Here is a 13,902-nt window from a genome sequence, read left to right as displayed (position 1 = left end):
CTTATTCAACTCCGCGGTAAAAATGTCCCCTTGTGATTTTATCAAACACACTCCGGGGCGCTTTTCCCATTAACCCCGCCTGATACGCTGAAAGCACTTTTTTTACCTCGTCCCCGGTTTCCGTCGTGAACACCAGCCGAATTGCCCCGGCGTTCAGCGAGACAATATCGTCTAATTTGTCCGCCATGTAAAGAGGCACGCTGTTTAACATCACGTTGCGGCACCCCTCGCACAAAACCGGAAACCGCTCGCCCTTTCTGTCGCACAGCTCAAAAAATCCTTCTCCCTTTGTGCACCGGTATGCACTTTTGATGACGCAGTTTTCCAGAAGCATAACCGAAAGCCTGCCATATGCTATGACCTCTGCCGGCACTGCGCAATGATCTGTGATTTGCTTCATTTCCTTCAGGTTCAGCTCCGGCGATAGCGTTACCCGTTTCATTCCGATGGAAGATAATATTTTCATTGTTTCGCTGTTTGTTACGTTTAGCCGTTCCCCGCCGCACATAATTTTTTCTTTGGCGGCCTCTATCTGGCCAATGTTCTGCACCATAACCCGGGCCGCACTTTCTAAATGCAGTGTTTCGCCCTCTTTGGTCAGGGGCGGAAGCACGCAGACGTCTTTCTCGGTTCCAAACCGGCGAAACAAGTCATAAGACAGATATTTTGCTTTAATTCCGCAGGAGGCGGCTGCCTCCATCTGCTCTTTTGTGCGCACCTGAACACAAACTTTTGGCGGCCTTGTCTCTCGCTTGGCTATTTGTCCGATTGCTGTTATTTTGTTCACGTTCCGCCGGTAAGATGCGCAGATTTGTTCCTGCAAGTCTGCGCACACCTGCCGCCGCAAGCTGTTCAGCGCGGATACGGGCACAAAGGGCTGCCCCTCTGTTTCTGTGGTGATTTTTTTCACGACAAAAGCCGTGTCTCCCAGCTTTCCGATTTGCTCTTTGGCACGCATTTTATCAAAAGCAGCGCTTTTCGCCCTTTCACAGGGCGCTCCTGCCGCATTTGCCGAAAAGCCGTCACATTCCGCCGCCAGCGCGAGGGGAAGCCCCTCCCGGGCCGTAAGGCGAAAGGAAATAGCCCTTTTTTTGGCGATGTCCGTCTGTTGAATTTCTGAAATCAAGTCTTTCGACGCAGTGACCTTTTCCGTTCCGGTATAGTCCATTAACTTATCAAAGCCCCTGCCGTGAAAATATCCGCTACCTGAGCCGCCGCGGGAGAAAAACGACAGCATGTCCTGAATTCCCGCCCTGTCTGCCGCGCCCTCCATTGCCTGTTTATACACCCTTGTCACCACGCCTGCATATTCCGGGCTTTTCATTCTGCCCTCAATTTTGGCAGAATCTGCAATGGTTTGAAACTCGTGCATGTGCTCTGCCAGGCACAAATCCTTCATGCACAGCAAGTTTTTCGCATTTGTAACGGCCTGTCCGTTCCGATACAGCGTATAGGGCAGGCGGCAGGGCTGGGCACAAAGCCCCCTGTTTCCGCTTCTTCCGCCAATAATGCTGCTTAAATAGCACTGGCCGGACCAGCTCATGCACATGGCCCCGTGGACGAATGCCTCAAGCTCTATCGTGGTTTTTGCATTTATTGATGCGATTTCTTCTTTCGACAGTTCCCGGGACAGCACCACCCGGTTTGCCCCCAGCTTTTGAAGCAAATTCACACCGTCTGCTGAGCAAACCGTCATTTGTGTGCTGGCGTTGAGCCTGATATCGGGCGACAGCTTTCTTATGGCGCATAACAGGCCCAAATCCTGTACGATAATGCCGTCTGCGCCTGTTTCTGCCAAGAACGAGGCAAAGGACAGCGCATCTGAAAATTCATCCTCTTTGATTACGATGTTAACGGTTACATACACCTTCACCTTGTGCAGATGGCAAAAATCTACCGCTGCGGCAATTTCCTCGTTTGTAAAATTGTTTGCATTTCTGCGGGCGCTGAAACACTTGCCCCCTATGTAAACGGCGTCTGCGCCGCACCGCACCGCGGTTTTTAAAGACGCAAAGTCCCCTGCCGGCGAAAGTAGCTCCATGTTATTCCTCCACATTGTATAACTTATCTATTTTAGCATACCACAAAAATGTGAATATCTCATTACATTTCCTTTAATTTTAAATTTCGTGCAGTGCAAAGTTTTCCTTGATTTTGACATTGAACTTTGTTATACTATATGGTAAAAAGGTAGAGTTATAAGCTTTTTTCAAACAAAACTGACTACAAATTGAGAAAGGGTGCAAAATGATGAACAAGGTGATTAAAGAAGGGCTGACATTCGACGACGTATTGCTGGTTCCTCAAAAAAGTGAAGTTACCCCCGATATGGTGGAGCTGTCTACGCAGCTTACAAAAAATATTAAACTCAACATTCCGCTGATGAGTGCGGCAATGGACACGGTAACAGAATCGGCAATGGCAATTGCAATGGCCAGGGAGGGCGGCATTGGCATTATTCATAAAAACATGACCATTGAGGCCCAGGCCACCGAGGTGGACAAGGTAAAACGTTCGGAACACGGCATTATCATTGACCCGTTCTATTTGACGCCCGAGCGCACATTGGAGGACGCCGACAATTTGATGGGCAAATATCGGATTTCCGGCGTTCCCATTTGCGAAAACGGCAAGCTGGTTGGCATTTTGACCAACCGGGATTTGCGGTTTGAAACCGATTTTTCAAGAAAAATCAGCGAAGTGATGACCAAGGAAAACCTGGTTACTGCTCCGGAGGGCACCACGCTTACGGAAGCGCAGGAAATTTTAAGAAAACACAAAATTGAAAAGCTGCCCATTGTGGATGGCAGCGGCATGCTCAAGGGTTTAATCACCATTAAAGACATTGAAAAAAGCGTAAAATATCCCAACTCCGCAAAAGATGCCAACGGAAGGCTGTTAGTCGGCGCGGCGCTGGGCGTGACAAAAGACGTGTTAGACCGGGCCGGCGCCCTTTACGACGCAAAGGTAGACTGCTTTGTGTTAGACTCGGCCCACGGCCACAGCGCAAACATTATAAAAGCTGTGGAACTGGTAAAAAATAAGTTTCCGGATATTTCTTTAATTGCAGGCAACATTGCCACGGGCGAAGCGGCGGAGTGCCTGATTAAGGCGGGGGCAGACGCAGTGAAGGTTGGCATTGGGCCCGGCTCCATCTGCACCACCAGAATTGTTGCAGGCATTGGCGTGCCGCAGATTACGGCGATTTCAGACGTATATGAGGTTGCAGACAAATATGGTATTCCTGCAATTGCAGACGGCGGAATTAAATATTCCGGCGATTTACCCAAGGCCATTGCGGCAGGTGCAAATGTGATTATGATTGGCAGCCTGTTTGCCGGCTGCGAGGAAAGCCCCGGCGTGGAAGAAATTTATCAGGGCAGAAAGTTTAAGGTTTACCGCGGCATGGGCTCCATTGCCGCCATGGAGGTCGGCTCGAAAGACCGTTATTTCCAGACAAACACGAAAAAACTGGTTCCCGAAGGTGTTGAGGGCCGCGTTCCGTTTAAAGGCGCGGTGGCCGACACAGTTTATCAGCTGATGGGAGGTCTGCGTTCCGGTATGGGTTACTGCGGCACGAAAACAGTTGAGGATTTAAAGAAAAACGGAAAATTTATTAAAATTACCGGGGCCGGCTTAAAAGAAAGCCACCCTCACGATATTTCCATTACGAAGGAATCGCCGAACTACAGTGTGCAATCGTAATGTTTCATTAATTTTGAAAGGCTGAACTGAATGAAAAAAAAGTATGGTGACAACAGCATATCGTCTTTAAAGGGCGCAGACCGTGTGCGCCTCCGTCCCGGCGTTATTTTCGGCTCCGACGGGATTGACGGCTGTGAACATTCGTTTTTTGAGATTTTGTCAAATGCAATTGACGAAGCAAGAGAAGGGTTTGGGAAGGAAATTGAGATTACCCGCTTTGCGGACAAGTCGATCGAGGTGAAGGACAACGGGCGCGGAATTCCTATGGGGTATAATGAAAATGAGAAGCGCTACAACTGGGAGCTGGTGTTTTGTGAGCTTTATGCCGGCGGAAAATATAAAAACAACAGCGGCGAAAACTATGAATACAGCTTAGGGTTAAACGGTCTGGGCACCTGCGCCACACAGTACAGCTCGTCTTATATGGACGTGAATGTGCAGTATGGCGGAAAAAAATATTCCATGCACTTTGAAAAGGGCAACCCGGCAGGCGAGCTTGTGGTTGAGGAGGTAAAATCAAAAAAAACGGGGAGCACCATTAAATGGCGGCCCGACACAGAGGTATTCACCGACATTAACATCCCTTTGGAATATTTTCAGGACGTGTTAAAACGCCAGTCAGTTGTAAATTCCGGCATTAAGTTTATCTTGTATAACCAGACGGCGGACGGCTGGGATATGTATGAATATCTATATGAAAACGGCATTATGGACTATGTGAAAGAAATTTCTGCCGGAAAGGAATTTACCCCCGTATTCACCTTCGATGCACAGCGCCGGGGGCGCGACCGGGAGGACAAACCTGACTATAATGTAAAAATGCAGTTTGCCTTTTGCTTTAACAACGAGATTAATATGATTGAATATTACCACAACTCCAGCTTTTTAGAGCACGGCGGCGCGCCGGACAAGGCGGTGAAAAGCGCCTTTGTTTCGGTTTTGGACAAATATTTAAAAAATAACAATAAATATAACAAAAGCGAAAGCAAAATCAGCTTTGTGGACATATCCGACAGCTTAATCCTCGTTTCAAACTCCTTTTCCACCGTTACAAGCTACGAAAACCAGACGAAAAAGTCCATTACCAACAAGTTCATTCAAGAGGCCATGACAGAGGTTTTAAGGGAGCAGATTGAGGTTTGCCTCATTGAAAACAAAGAGGCGGCGGAAAAAATTGCCCAGCAGGTTTTAATTAACAAGCGCAGCCGGGAAAGCGCCGAAAAGGCAAGGGTGGCGGCGAAAAAGAACCTGACCGGCACTTTAGATATGACCAACCGCATTAGCAAGTTCATTAACTGCCGCACGAAGGACATTGACCGGCGGGAAATTTACATTGTGGAGGGTGACTCTGCCTTAGGCTCCTGCAAAAAGGGACGCGACGCAGAATTTCAGGCAATTATTCCCGTCCGCGGAAAGATTTTAAACTGCCTAAAGGCGGACTACGGTAAAATTTTTAAAAACGACATCATTACGGATTTGGTGAAGGTGTTAGGGTGTGGCATTGAGATTAAAAGCAAGCACTCGAAAGACATGTCCACGTTCGATTTGGACAATCTGCGCTGGAGCAAGGTTATCATCTGCACCGACGCCGACGTAGACGGCTATCAGATCAGAACGCTGATTCTCACCATGATTTATGTTTTAATGCCCACGCTGATTAAGGAGGGTAAGGTGTATATCGCTGAATCCCCGCTGTTTGAAATTACCTGCGGGAAAGACACCTATTTTGCATTTAACGAAATGGAAAAACAGGAAATCACCGAAAAGCTGGGCAGCAAAAAGTACAAAATTCAGCGCTCAAAGGGGCTTGGTGAAAACGAGCCGGAAATGATGTGGCAAACCACCATGAACCCCGAAACCAGGCGGCTGGTTCGCGTTACCTATGACGACGCAGGAAAAACCTTTGAAATGTTTGATGTTTTGCTTGGAGACAATTTGCAGGCCAGAAAAGAATTCATTGCGGAATTCGGCCATAAATTTCTCGACTTAGCGGACATTAGTTAAACGAAAAATGTGACCGGCATTGTGCCGGTCATTCTCATATTATGAAAGAGGTGTTTTTATGATTCATTTTATTTGTTACCCGAAATGCTCCACCTGCCAAAAAGCAGAAAAATGGTTAGAGCAGCACGGTTTGGAGTTTGATGTGCGGGACATTAAGCAAAACAACCCTACCTATGAGGAGCTTTCCCAATGGCACAAACAAAGCGGCCTGCCGCTGAAACGTTTTTTTAACACCAGCGGGCTTTTGTATAAGTCCATGCAGCTAAAGGATAAACTGCCTGAATTCAGCGAGGAGGAACAGCTGAAACTGCTCTCCACCGACGGAATGCTGGTGAAACGGCCAATTTTAATTAATGAAAACACCGTTTTGGTGGGGTTTAAAGAAAGTGAATGGGAGAAGCTGTTATGAAAGCAATATTAGAAACCCAGCGGTTAAGTTTGCGGGAAATGACAAAGGACGATTTTCCAGCTCTGTGTAAAATTCTTCAGGACACAGAGGTGATGTATGCCTATGAGCATGCTTTTTCTGATGAAGAAGTCGCCGAGTGGCTCGATAAAAACCTGACCCGTTATGAAAAAGACGGCTTTGGACTTTGGGCAGTGGTTTTAAAAGAAACCGGTGAAATGATTGGCCAGTGCGGCCTGACACTGCAAAATGCCGATGACAAGGAAGTTTTAGAGGTGGGCTATCTGTTTCAAAAAGCGTTTTGGCACAAGGGCTATGCCACAGAAGCCGCAATTGCCTGCAAAAATTATGCCTTTCAGGTGCTTGGGGCAAAAGAGGTATATTCTATAATCCGCGACAACAATCTTGCCTCACAGAACGTGGCAAAGCGCAACGGAATGAAAGTTTGCGGGAAAATTGTAAAACATTATTATAATATGGATATGCCCCACCTGCTGTTTAAAACGGAAAAAAACTGCATTACAATTGACAATTGAACACCGGTGTGGTATAAAAGGATTATAAAAATGAAATATGCCGGAGGTTCATAAAATGGCCATAAAACATATTCGCAGCAAGTGGAACGGCACCATGACCGACCGCGAGCGGTTTAACAGGCAAATGCATTATAAAAGCGTTGACAGATGCTTTAACATGGAATTTGGATATTGGGACGAAAACTTTGATCTTTGGGATATTTTTGTTGACAACGGAATTCGGTCAAACGAGCAGGCTGCAGAGTTTTTCTCTTTTGACCGTTTCGAAATTGTCGGCGGCGTGTGCGACTTACACCCAACCTTTGAAGAAAAAGTGATTGAAGACCGCGAAAGAACAGTGATTATGCAAAACACCGACGGTCTTTTAGCAGAGGTTACAAAGGGCTCGGCCTCCATTCCGCACTACATGAAATCTTCCATTGTCACTCCCGAAGACTGGAAAAGAGTGAAGGAAGAAAAATTTGTGCGCAACGACCCTGCAAGAAAAGTGGATATAGCAGCGCTGAAACAAAAGCATCCTGCTGACCGCGATTATGCCTTAGGCGTTGACTGCGGCTCAATGATCGGAAGAATCCGCGATATGCTTACATTTGAAGGCACTGCCTATGCGTGCTACGATTATCCAGACATGGTGGAGGATATGGTGGAAACGCGCTGTGTGCTCATAGAAGACTTTTTAGACCAAGTGCTTCCTCATTTTGACTTTGATTTTGCTTCTGGCTGGGAGGATATCTGCTATAAAAACGGCCCGATTGTTTCTGTTAATTTCTTTAAAGAGGTGGTTATGCCCAGATATAAAAGAATTAACAAAAAACTGAAAGAATATGGCATTGACGTTTGGTATACGGACTGTGACGGAGATGTAAGGCCAATATTGCCGTATTTGCTGGAGGGCGGAATTAACTGCCTGTTCCCTTATGAGGTAAACAGCTGCGCACACCCGGCAGAGCTGTTAGACGAATATGGCCGTGACCTGATGATTATGGGCGGCATTGATAAAATGCAGTTAAAGGCGGGAAAAGACGCCATAAAAGATTATTTAAAAAGTGTCGAAAGACTGGTTGCCCGCGGGGGATATATTCCTTTTTGCGACCATCGCTGCCCTCCTGATGTTTCCGTTGAAAACTATTTATATTATCTTGATTTAAAAGAAAAAATGTTTGGTATGAAATGATATATGATTCTTCATATTACCGATGCAGCATTTTGCTGCATCGGTTTTTTTTAGCTGTTTTATTTTTTGCTCAGTGCTAAATATTCCTTAGCTGTCGTGCCGGTGTGTTTTTTAAAGAATTTACAAAAATAAGGCAGGTCCTGAAAACCAAGTCTTTCTGATATTTCACTTACCGTCATGGTATTGCTCAGCAGTAATTTTTTTGCATAATCTACCTTTACACCAATTTGGTATTGTACAGGGGGAAGCCCGGAATATTTTTTAAAGAGTCTTCTGAAGCAGCTAGTGCTTACATGACACATAGCAGCAATTTCTGCAATGCTTTTGTCAAAAGATATGTTGTTTTCAAGGTAAAGAATTCCTTTTGCAATCTGTGAAAATTCTTTTGAATTAATATTTTTTAATCTACGTGCGTCGCTTAATTCTGATAAAAACTTGTATAATATCGACTTTATCATGGCAAGTGACTGGACCGGCGAAAGATATAAGCTAATAATTTCTATAAACAATGTTTTATTGATCCCCTGTACATCTGATAGCTTCATAATATGGGAACAGAAAACAAATGGCATTCCACTTAAATCTGTGGTAGTAAATTCAATCAGCATAGATGATGTTTTCCCCTTAATCGTATGATGAAAAACCGTTTTATATTTTGCCCCCTGAGGAATATACACAATTTCGCCCTTTTTAACAAAAAATCGCTTATTGTTATCTAAGATATATTCTGCAGTGCAGTCTTCTACATATAAAAGAGCTGATGTAGGCCGCCCTGTATGAAACACCGTATCAAACACATGATTATTTTCCCAGCATTGGTTCATTGCAAAAACATTTATTATGTGATAATCAATTGAAATAAGCTGTTCCATTTTTACACAATTCATTTCATTCACCTCAGTTTTACTGTATCACAAGTTTTTCTGAAAATCAATCATAAAGAAGCGAAAAATACAATTTTCAGCGTGTAAAATACATTGTATTGTTGCTTTTATCACTATATAATACAGTTAAAAGGAGGTTTATTTATGTCAAAAATTAATGTTACAGTTTGGAATGAATTTATTCATGAAAAAAAAGAGGAGGCCATTACAAAAATATATCCTCAAGGAATTCACGGCGCAATTGCGCAAATTCTGCGAAGTGAGGAAACAATGCAAGTTAGAACTGCAACTCTTGATATGCCGGATCACGGGCTTTCAAATGAAGTTTTAAACAGCACCGACGTTTTAATCTGGTGGGGGCATATTGCCCACGAAAAAGTTTCTGATGTTGTGGCGGAGAGAGTGAAGCAACGGGTATTAGCCGGCATGGGACTGATTGTGCTCCACTCCGGACATTTATCCAAGCCGTTTGTGAAGTTAATGGGAACGTGCTGCCGCTCTAAGTGGCGTGAAAATGATGAAAAAGAACGAATTTGGATTATTGAGCCTTCTCACCCAATTTCGCGGAACCTGCCGGAATATATTGATCTGCCGCAAGAAGAAACGTATGGCGAACGATTTGATATACCAACACCTGATGAATTGGTGTTCATTAGCTGGTTTTCCGGTGGAGAGGTTTTCAGAAGCGGTTGTTGCTATAAGCGGGGACTTGGCAAAATATTTTATTTTCGTCCCGGACACGAAGCATACCCAACTTTTTATCGTAAAGATATCATTCAAATATTAAAAAATGCGATAGAATGGGCAAAACCTTCAAACGGACCGACCCCCTCTTTTGGATATTTTGATGCATTAGAAAATATATCCAATAAATATGAAGACGCAGATGAAAGTGTGAAAAAACATGAAAACTTGTATAAACTGGAGGATGTATAATGGTAAACATTGGAATTATTGGAGTTGGAGGAATTGCTAACAGCACACACATTCCTCAGATTTTAGAAAGCAACGGCGGACAGCTATGCGCCATTTGCGACATTGATAAAAAACGACTGCGTCAAACAGGTAAAAAATATCATATTCCGCCGGAACTTCAATTTGAAAACTACTTGGATTTAATCAACTGTGAAAAAGTGGATGCTGTGGAAATTTGTACACCGAATTATCTTCACGTAAAAATGGCACAAGATGCTATTGCCGCTGGTAAAGCGGTAAATGTTGAAAAACCGCTGTCGGTTAACTTTGGTGAGGCAAGTAAGTTAAACTCTTTTGCTGCCAATCCTACCGTGCCGAATATGATGTGCTTTTCTTACAGATTCATGCCTGCGGTGCGGTATGCAAAAGAAATTTTAGATAAAGGAATGCTTGGCAAAATTATTAGCGTAAATGTGGAGTATTTAAAATCCAGTGCCTTTTCAAAAGACCGTCGGTTAGAATGGCGTTTTATAAAAAAATATGCAGGAACTGGTGTTTTAGGTGATTTAGGCGTGCACTTGATTGATATGGCCCAGCTTTTAATTGGCGAAATGAAACGTGTATGTGCAACTTGCGGCATTGTTATAAAAGAACGTCCAAAAGAAGGCAGCAAGGAATTAGGAGCTGTTGAAACCGATGATTATTGTAACTTTCTTGTTGATTTTGAAAACGGTGTTACTGGTACATTTTCCATCACAAGATGTGCAATCGGTCACAACAACACAATCAAATATCAAATATTCGGTACGAAGGGCGTAATTTCATTTGATTTAACCCGGACGGATATCTTACAGGTCTGTTTGGGCGAGATTGATACCGAAAGCTGTGGAATGCACGAGATTAAGGTTCCCAAAAGATTCTCTATTTCCCAGGAGCAAATGTTCATAGACTTGTTAAACGGTAAAGAATGTTCACTTTTACCCACCATTGCGGACGGTTTAAAATGTCAAAAGATTTTAGATGCATTGCTTTTATCCTCAGAAAACAAACAATGGGTTGATTTAATATAAAAACACTTAAAAAACGGCACCCCCGAAAATAACGGGGGTGCCCAAATCTATATTGAGTATAATTATTTCACTTAATCACTCTATATATATTTCAATTTTTAACGCTATTTTGCGTACTCAACTGCTCTTGTTTCACGAATTACGTTAACTTTAATCTGCCCCGGATATTCCAGTTCATTTTCGATTTTCTTAACGATGTCGCGGGCAATGAGTGTGATGCTGTCGTCCTTAATATTTTCAGGACTAACCATAATTCTGACTTCTCTGCCAGCCTGGATTGCAAATGATTTTTCAACGCCCTCAAAGGAATTTGCGATTTCCTCAAGCTTTTCAAGGCGCTTTATGTACGATTCGATATTCTCTCTTCTTGCACCCGGCCGCGCCGCTGAAATTGCATCTGCCGCCTGAACGATAACTGCAACCACTGTGGTTGCTTCAATATCGCCGTGGTGCGCCATAATCGCGTGGACAATATCTTTGCTCTCTTTATATTTTTTCGCAAGGTCTGCACCAATGGTAACGTGTGAGCCTTCCATTTCATGGTCGGCAGCTTTACCCAAATCGTGCAAAAGCCCTGCCCGTTTTGCCATGGTAATGTCGGCTCCCAGCTCGCCTGCAATAAGGCCTGCTATGTGGGACACCTCAATGGAATGTTTCAGCACATTTTGTCCATAGCTGGTGCGGAACCGCAGTTTGCCCAAAAGTTTAATAATTTCAGGATGCAGGCCGTGAACGCCGGTTTCAAACGTTGCGTTTTCACCCTCCTGCTTAATTTGTGTTTCAACTTCTTTTTTCGCCTTTTCATACATCTCCTCAATTCTTGCCGGGTGAATTCTGCCGTCAACAATGAGTTTTTCCAGCGATAGTCTTGCAATTTCACGCCTTACCGGGTCGAACCCTGAAAGGATAACCGCCTCCGGCGTATCGTCGATAATTAAATCAATTCCGGTGAGTGTTTCCAGCGTTCTGATGTTACGTCCCTCACGGCCGATAATTCTGCCTTTCATTTCCTCATTGGGCAGGTTCACGACGGAAACAGTTGCTTCTGCAACATGGTCGGCCGCACATTTCTGAATGGCGCCCGCAATAATGTTTTTCGCTGTTTTTTCGGCGTTTTCTTTTGCCTGAGCTTCAATGTCTTTCACCATAATTGCCGCTTCGTGCTTCACTTCGTTTTCAAGCTTTTCCAGTAAATACTGTTTTGCTTCGTCTTTCGACAAACCGGCAAGCTGCTCTAACATGTTTAACTCTTTTTGTTTTATCTTTTCAATTTCTTCCCGCAGTGCATCAAGGTCTTTATCCTTTTTGCTTAAAGCTTCTTCTTTTTTCTCGATGGCATCTGTTTTTTTATCGAGATTTTCTTCCTTTTGCTGAATTCTCCGCTCCTGCCTTGAAATCTCGTTGCGCCTGTCTTTTATTTCCTTATCAAGCTCTTGTCTTGATTTATGGTTTTCTTCTTTTGCCTCTAAAATGGCTTCTTTTTTCTTGCTTTCGCCTTCTTTTTTGGCAGCTTCAATAATCCGTTTTGCTTCTGCTTCAGCAGAACCGATTTCTGCTTCGTCTTTCTTTTTTCTGGAAGCGTCGCCCATTTTAAATGCGATAACCCACGCAACAATAATCAAAACAAGTGCGGCAGCACATATTATGATTAGTGTTAAATCATTCATTTCCTATAACTTTACCTCCTTCTCCTATTATTGTTTAAAAAGCACTTTTATACTACCTTAATATAAAAACACACTTTTATTATACAATCTTTTTGGCAAACTGTCAATATTTTTCAATTATTTATTTCACGTCTGGCCCCTTGACCTGTGTTTTGATTTTCTATATAATGGATATGATAAAAGAAAAAGGAGGCGGGCGCAACGAAAATAAAGATGCCAAACACGGTGAACCGCATTATTAACACGTTCATAAAAAACGGATTTTTCGCCTATGCCGTCGGCGGCTGCGTTCGGGACAGCCTGTTAAATACAGTTCCATCAGACTGGGACATTTGCACTTCGGCACTTCCCAAAGACATAAAACGGCTGTTTCAAAAAACAGTTGACACGGGAATTCAGCACGGAACCGTCAGTATTTTATTAGACGGCGGAATTTTTGAGGTGACCACGTTCCGCTGTGACGGTGATTATAAAGACCACCGCTGGCCGGAGCATGTGACCTTTACAAAATCCATTACAGAGGATCTTGCCCGCCGGGATTTTACGGTGAACGCCATGGCCTATAACGAAACAGAGGGATTTATTGACCCCTTTGGCGGCGCTAAGGATTTGAAAAACAAATGCATAAAATGTGTCGGCGACCCTGACACAAGGTTTTTAGAAGACGCACTTAGAATGCTGCGGGCTGTGCGCTTTGCTGCACAAAAGGATTTTAAAATTGAAGAAAAAACTCTGGCTTCCATTCAAAAAAACGCCGCTTTGGTTCAAAATTTAAGTGCGGAACGGGTGATTGCAGAGATTACAAAAATTTTGTTGTCTGACCATTTGGAACAAATAAAAACGCTTTATGATGTTGGAATTTTGCGGTTCATTATGCCTGAACTATGCAAATGCTTTGATACGCCCCAAAACATTAAATGGCACATTTATGACGTGGGAACCCACAGTTTAACGGCGGCACAGTTTTTGGAGAAAAAATCCTACCTTCGGTTCAGCGCTTTGATGCATGACTGGGGAAAGCCCGGTACAAAGGGAAAAAATCCTGATGGGAGCGACAGCTTTCGCAATCATGCGAAGTTAAGCGTCGCGCTTGCGGAGGATTTTTGTAACAGGTATAAGTTCAGCAACGCAGATAAAAGTAAAATACTGCGGCTGATAAAATTTCATGACAGACAGATTTTACCGGAAAAAAAATATATTAAGCGCGCGGTAAATGACGTTGGGGACGACATTTTTTTAGACCTGATCAATTTAAAGAGGGCGGACTGCAAAGCACAGAATTTTGCGCTTACCGCTCCGCGCCTTGAAACATATGATGAAATTGAGCGGCTTTACCGTCAAATAAAAGAAGACAAGGAGTCTTTTTCATTAAAACATCTTGCAGTTAACGGCAATGATTTAAAAGCTTTGGGACTTGAAGGAAAACAAATTGGCAAGGCGTTATCCTTTTTGTTATACCATGTGATTGACCACCCGGAAGACAACCAAAAAGAAATTTTATTGAAAAAAATAAAATAATAAATTCATTGCAGACATAAAAG

Annotated in this window: 11 protein-coding genes; 8 read left to right on the top strand and 3 right to left on the bottom strand. The window is 43.6% G+C overall.

All coding sequences use genetic code 11. The features are described from left to right. Position 1: 1 nt before the first annotated feature. On the bottom strand, positions 2 to 2,041 hold the full coding sequence (locus H8698_RS10430; RefSeq protein ID WP_249313445.1) for a U32 family peptidase: 2,040 nt from the start codon (positions 2,039 to 2,041) through the stop codon (positions 2 to 4). A 209-nt stretch (positions 2,042 to 2,250) separates the two neighbouring features. Here H8698_RS10430 and guaB point away from each other — a divergent pair, with 209 nt between their 5' ends. The 5 genes from guaB (at position 2,251) to H8698_RS10405 (ending at position 7,825) form a co-directional block, all read left to right on the top strand. Further along, positions 2,251 to 3,705, top strand: a complete 1,455-nt coding sequence (gene guaB / locus H8698_RS10425) for an IMP dehydrogenase (RefSeq protein ID WP_283245463.1) — start codon at positions 2,251 to 2,253, stop codon at positions 3,703 to 3,705. A gap of 30 nt (positions 3,706 to 3,735) precedes the next feature. Beyond that, positions 3,736 to 5,709, top strand: a complete 1,974-nt coding sequence (locus H8698_RS10420; RefSeq protein ID WP_249313443.1) for a DNA gyrase/topoisomerase IV subunit B — start codon at positions 3,736 to 3,738, stop codon at positions 5,707 to 5,709. Between the two features lie 61 nt (positions 5,710 to 5,770). Further along, a complete protein-coding gene (locus H8698_RS10415; RefSeq protein ID WP_249313644.1) occupies positions 5,771 to 6,118 on the top strand; it encodes a Spx/MgsR family RNA polymerase-binding regulatory protein in 348 nt (115 codons plus the stop codon). Next, a complete protein-coding gene (locus H8698_RS10410) occupies positions 6,115 to 6,651 on the top strand; it encodes a GNAT family N-acetyltransferase (RefSeq protein ID WP_249313442.1) in 537 nt (178 codons plus the stop codon). Before H8698_RS10415 ends, H8698_RS10410 begins: the two co-directional genes overlap by 4 nt. A gap of 55 nt (positions 6,652 to 6,706) precedes the next feature. Beyond that, positions 6,707 to 7,825, top strand: coding sequence for a uroporphyrinogen decarboxylase family protein (locus tag H8698_RS10405; protein WP_249313441.1), 1,119 nt, complete (start codon positions 6,707 to 6,709; stop codon positions 7,823 to 7,825). 59 nt (positions 7,826 to 7,884) lie between these two features. Here the strand turns inward: H8698_RS10405 and H8698_RS10400 are convergent, their stop codons facing one another. Next, entirely contained in the window at positions 7,885 to 8,712 is an 828-nt protein-coding gene (locus H8698_RS10400) for an AraC family transcriptional regulator (protein WP_249313440.1), read from the bottom strand. A gap of 141 nt (positions 8,713 to 8,853) precedes the next feature. Between H8698_RS10400 and H8698_RS10395 the strand changes: the two genes are divergently transcribed. Both H8698_RS10395 and H8698_RS10390 read left to right on the top strand, forming a co-directional pair. Further along, positions 8,854 to 9,645, top strand: a complete 792-nt coding sequence (locus H8698_RS10395; RefSeq protein WP_177678491.1) for a ThuA domain-containing protein — start codon at positions 8,854 to 8,856, stop codon at positions 9,643 to 9,645. After that, on the top strand, positions 9,645 to 10,694 hold the full coding sequence (locus H8698_RS10390; RefSeq protein ID WP_249313439.1) for a Gfo/Idh/MocA family protein: 1,050 nt from the start codon (positions 9,645 to 9,647) through the stop codon (positions 10,692 to 10,694). The genes H8698_RS10395 and H8698_RS10390 overlap by 1 nt, the downstream gene beginning before the upstream one ends. A 104-nt stretch (positions 10,695 to 10,798) precedes the next feature. Here the strand turns inward: H8698_RS10390 and rny are convergent, their stop codons facing one another. Further along, positions 10,799 to 12,361 (bottom strand): ribonuclease Y, encoded by a 1,563-nt coding sequence (gene rny / locus H8698_RS10385; protein WP_249313438.1) that lies wholly within the window; start codon positions 12,359 to 12,361, stop codon positions 10,799 to 10,801. A 213-nt stretch (positions 12,362 to 12,574) separates the two neighbouring features. Here rny and H8698_RS10380 point away from each other — a divergent pair, with 213 nt between their 5' ends. Continuing rightward, entirely contained in the window at positions 12,575 to 13,879 is a 1,305-nt protein-coding gene (locus H8698_RS10380) for a CCA tRNA nucleotidyltransferase (RefSeq protein WP_249313437.1), read from the top strand. The last annotated feature ends 23 nt before the right edge of the window (positions 13,880 to 13,902 follow it).

It is taken from the genome of Congzhengia minquanensis (genome assembly GCF_014384785.1).
Lineage (GTDB): Bacteria > Bacillota > Clostridia > UBA1381 > UBA9506 > Congzhengia > Congzhengia minquanensis.
The sequence above is the reverse complement of the archived record's forward strand: the minus strand, read 5'-3'. Positions and strand labels throughout refer to the sequence as shown.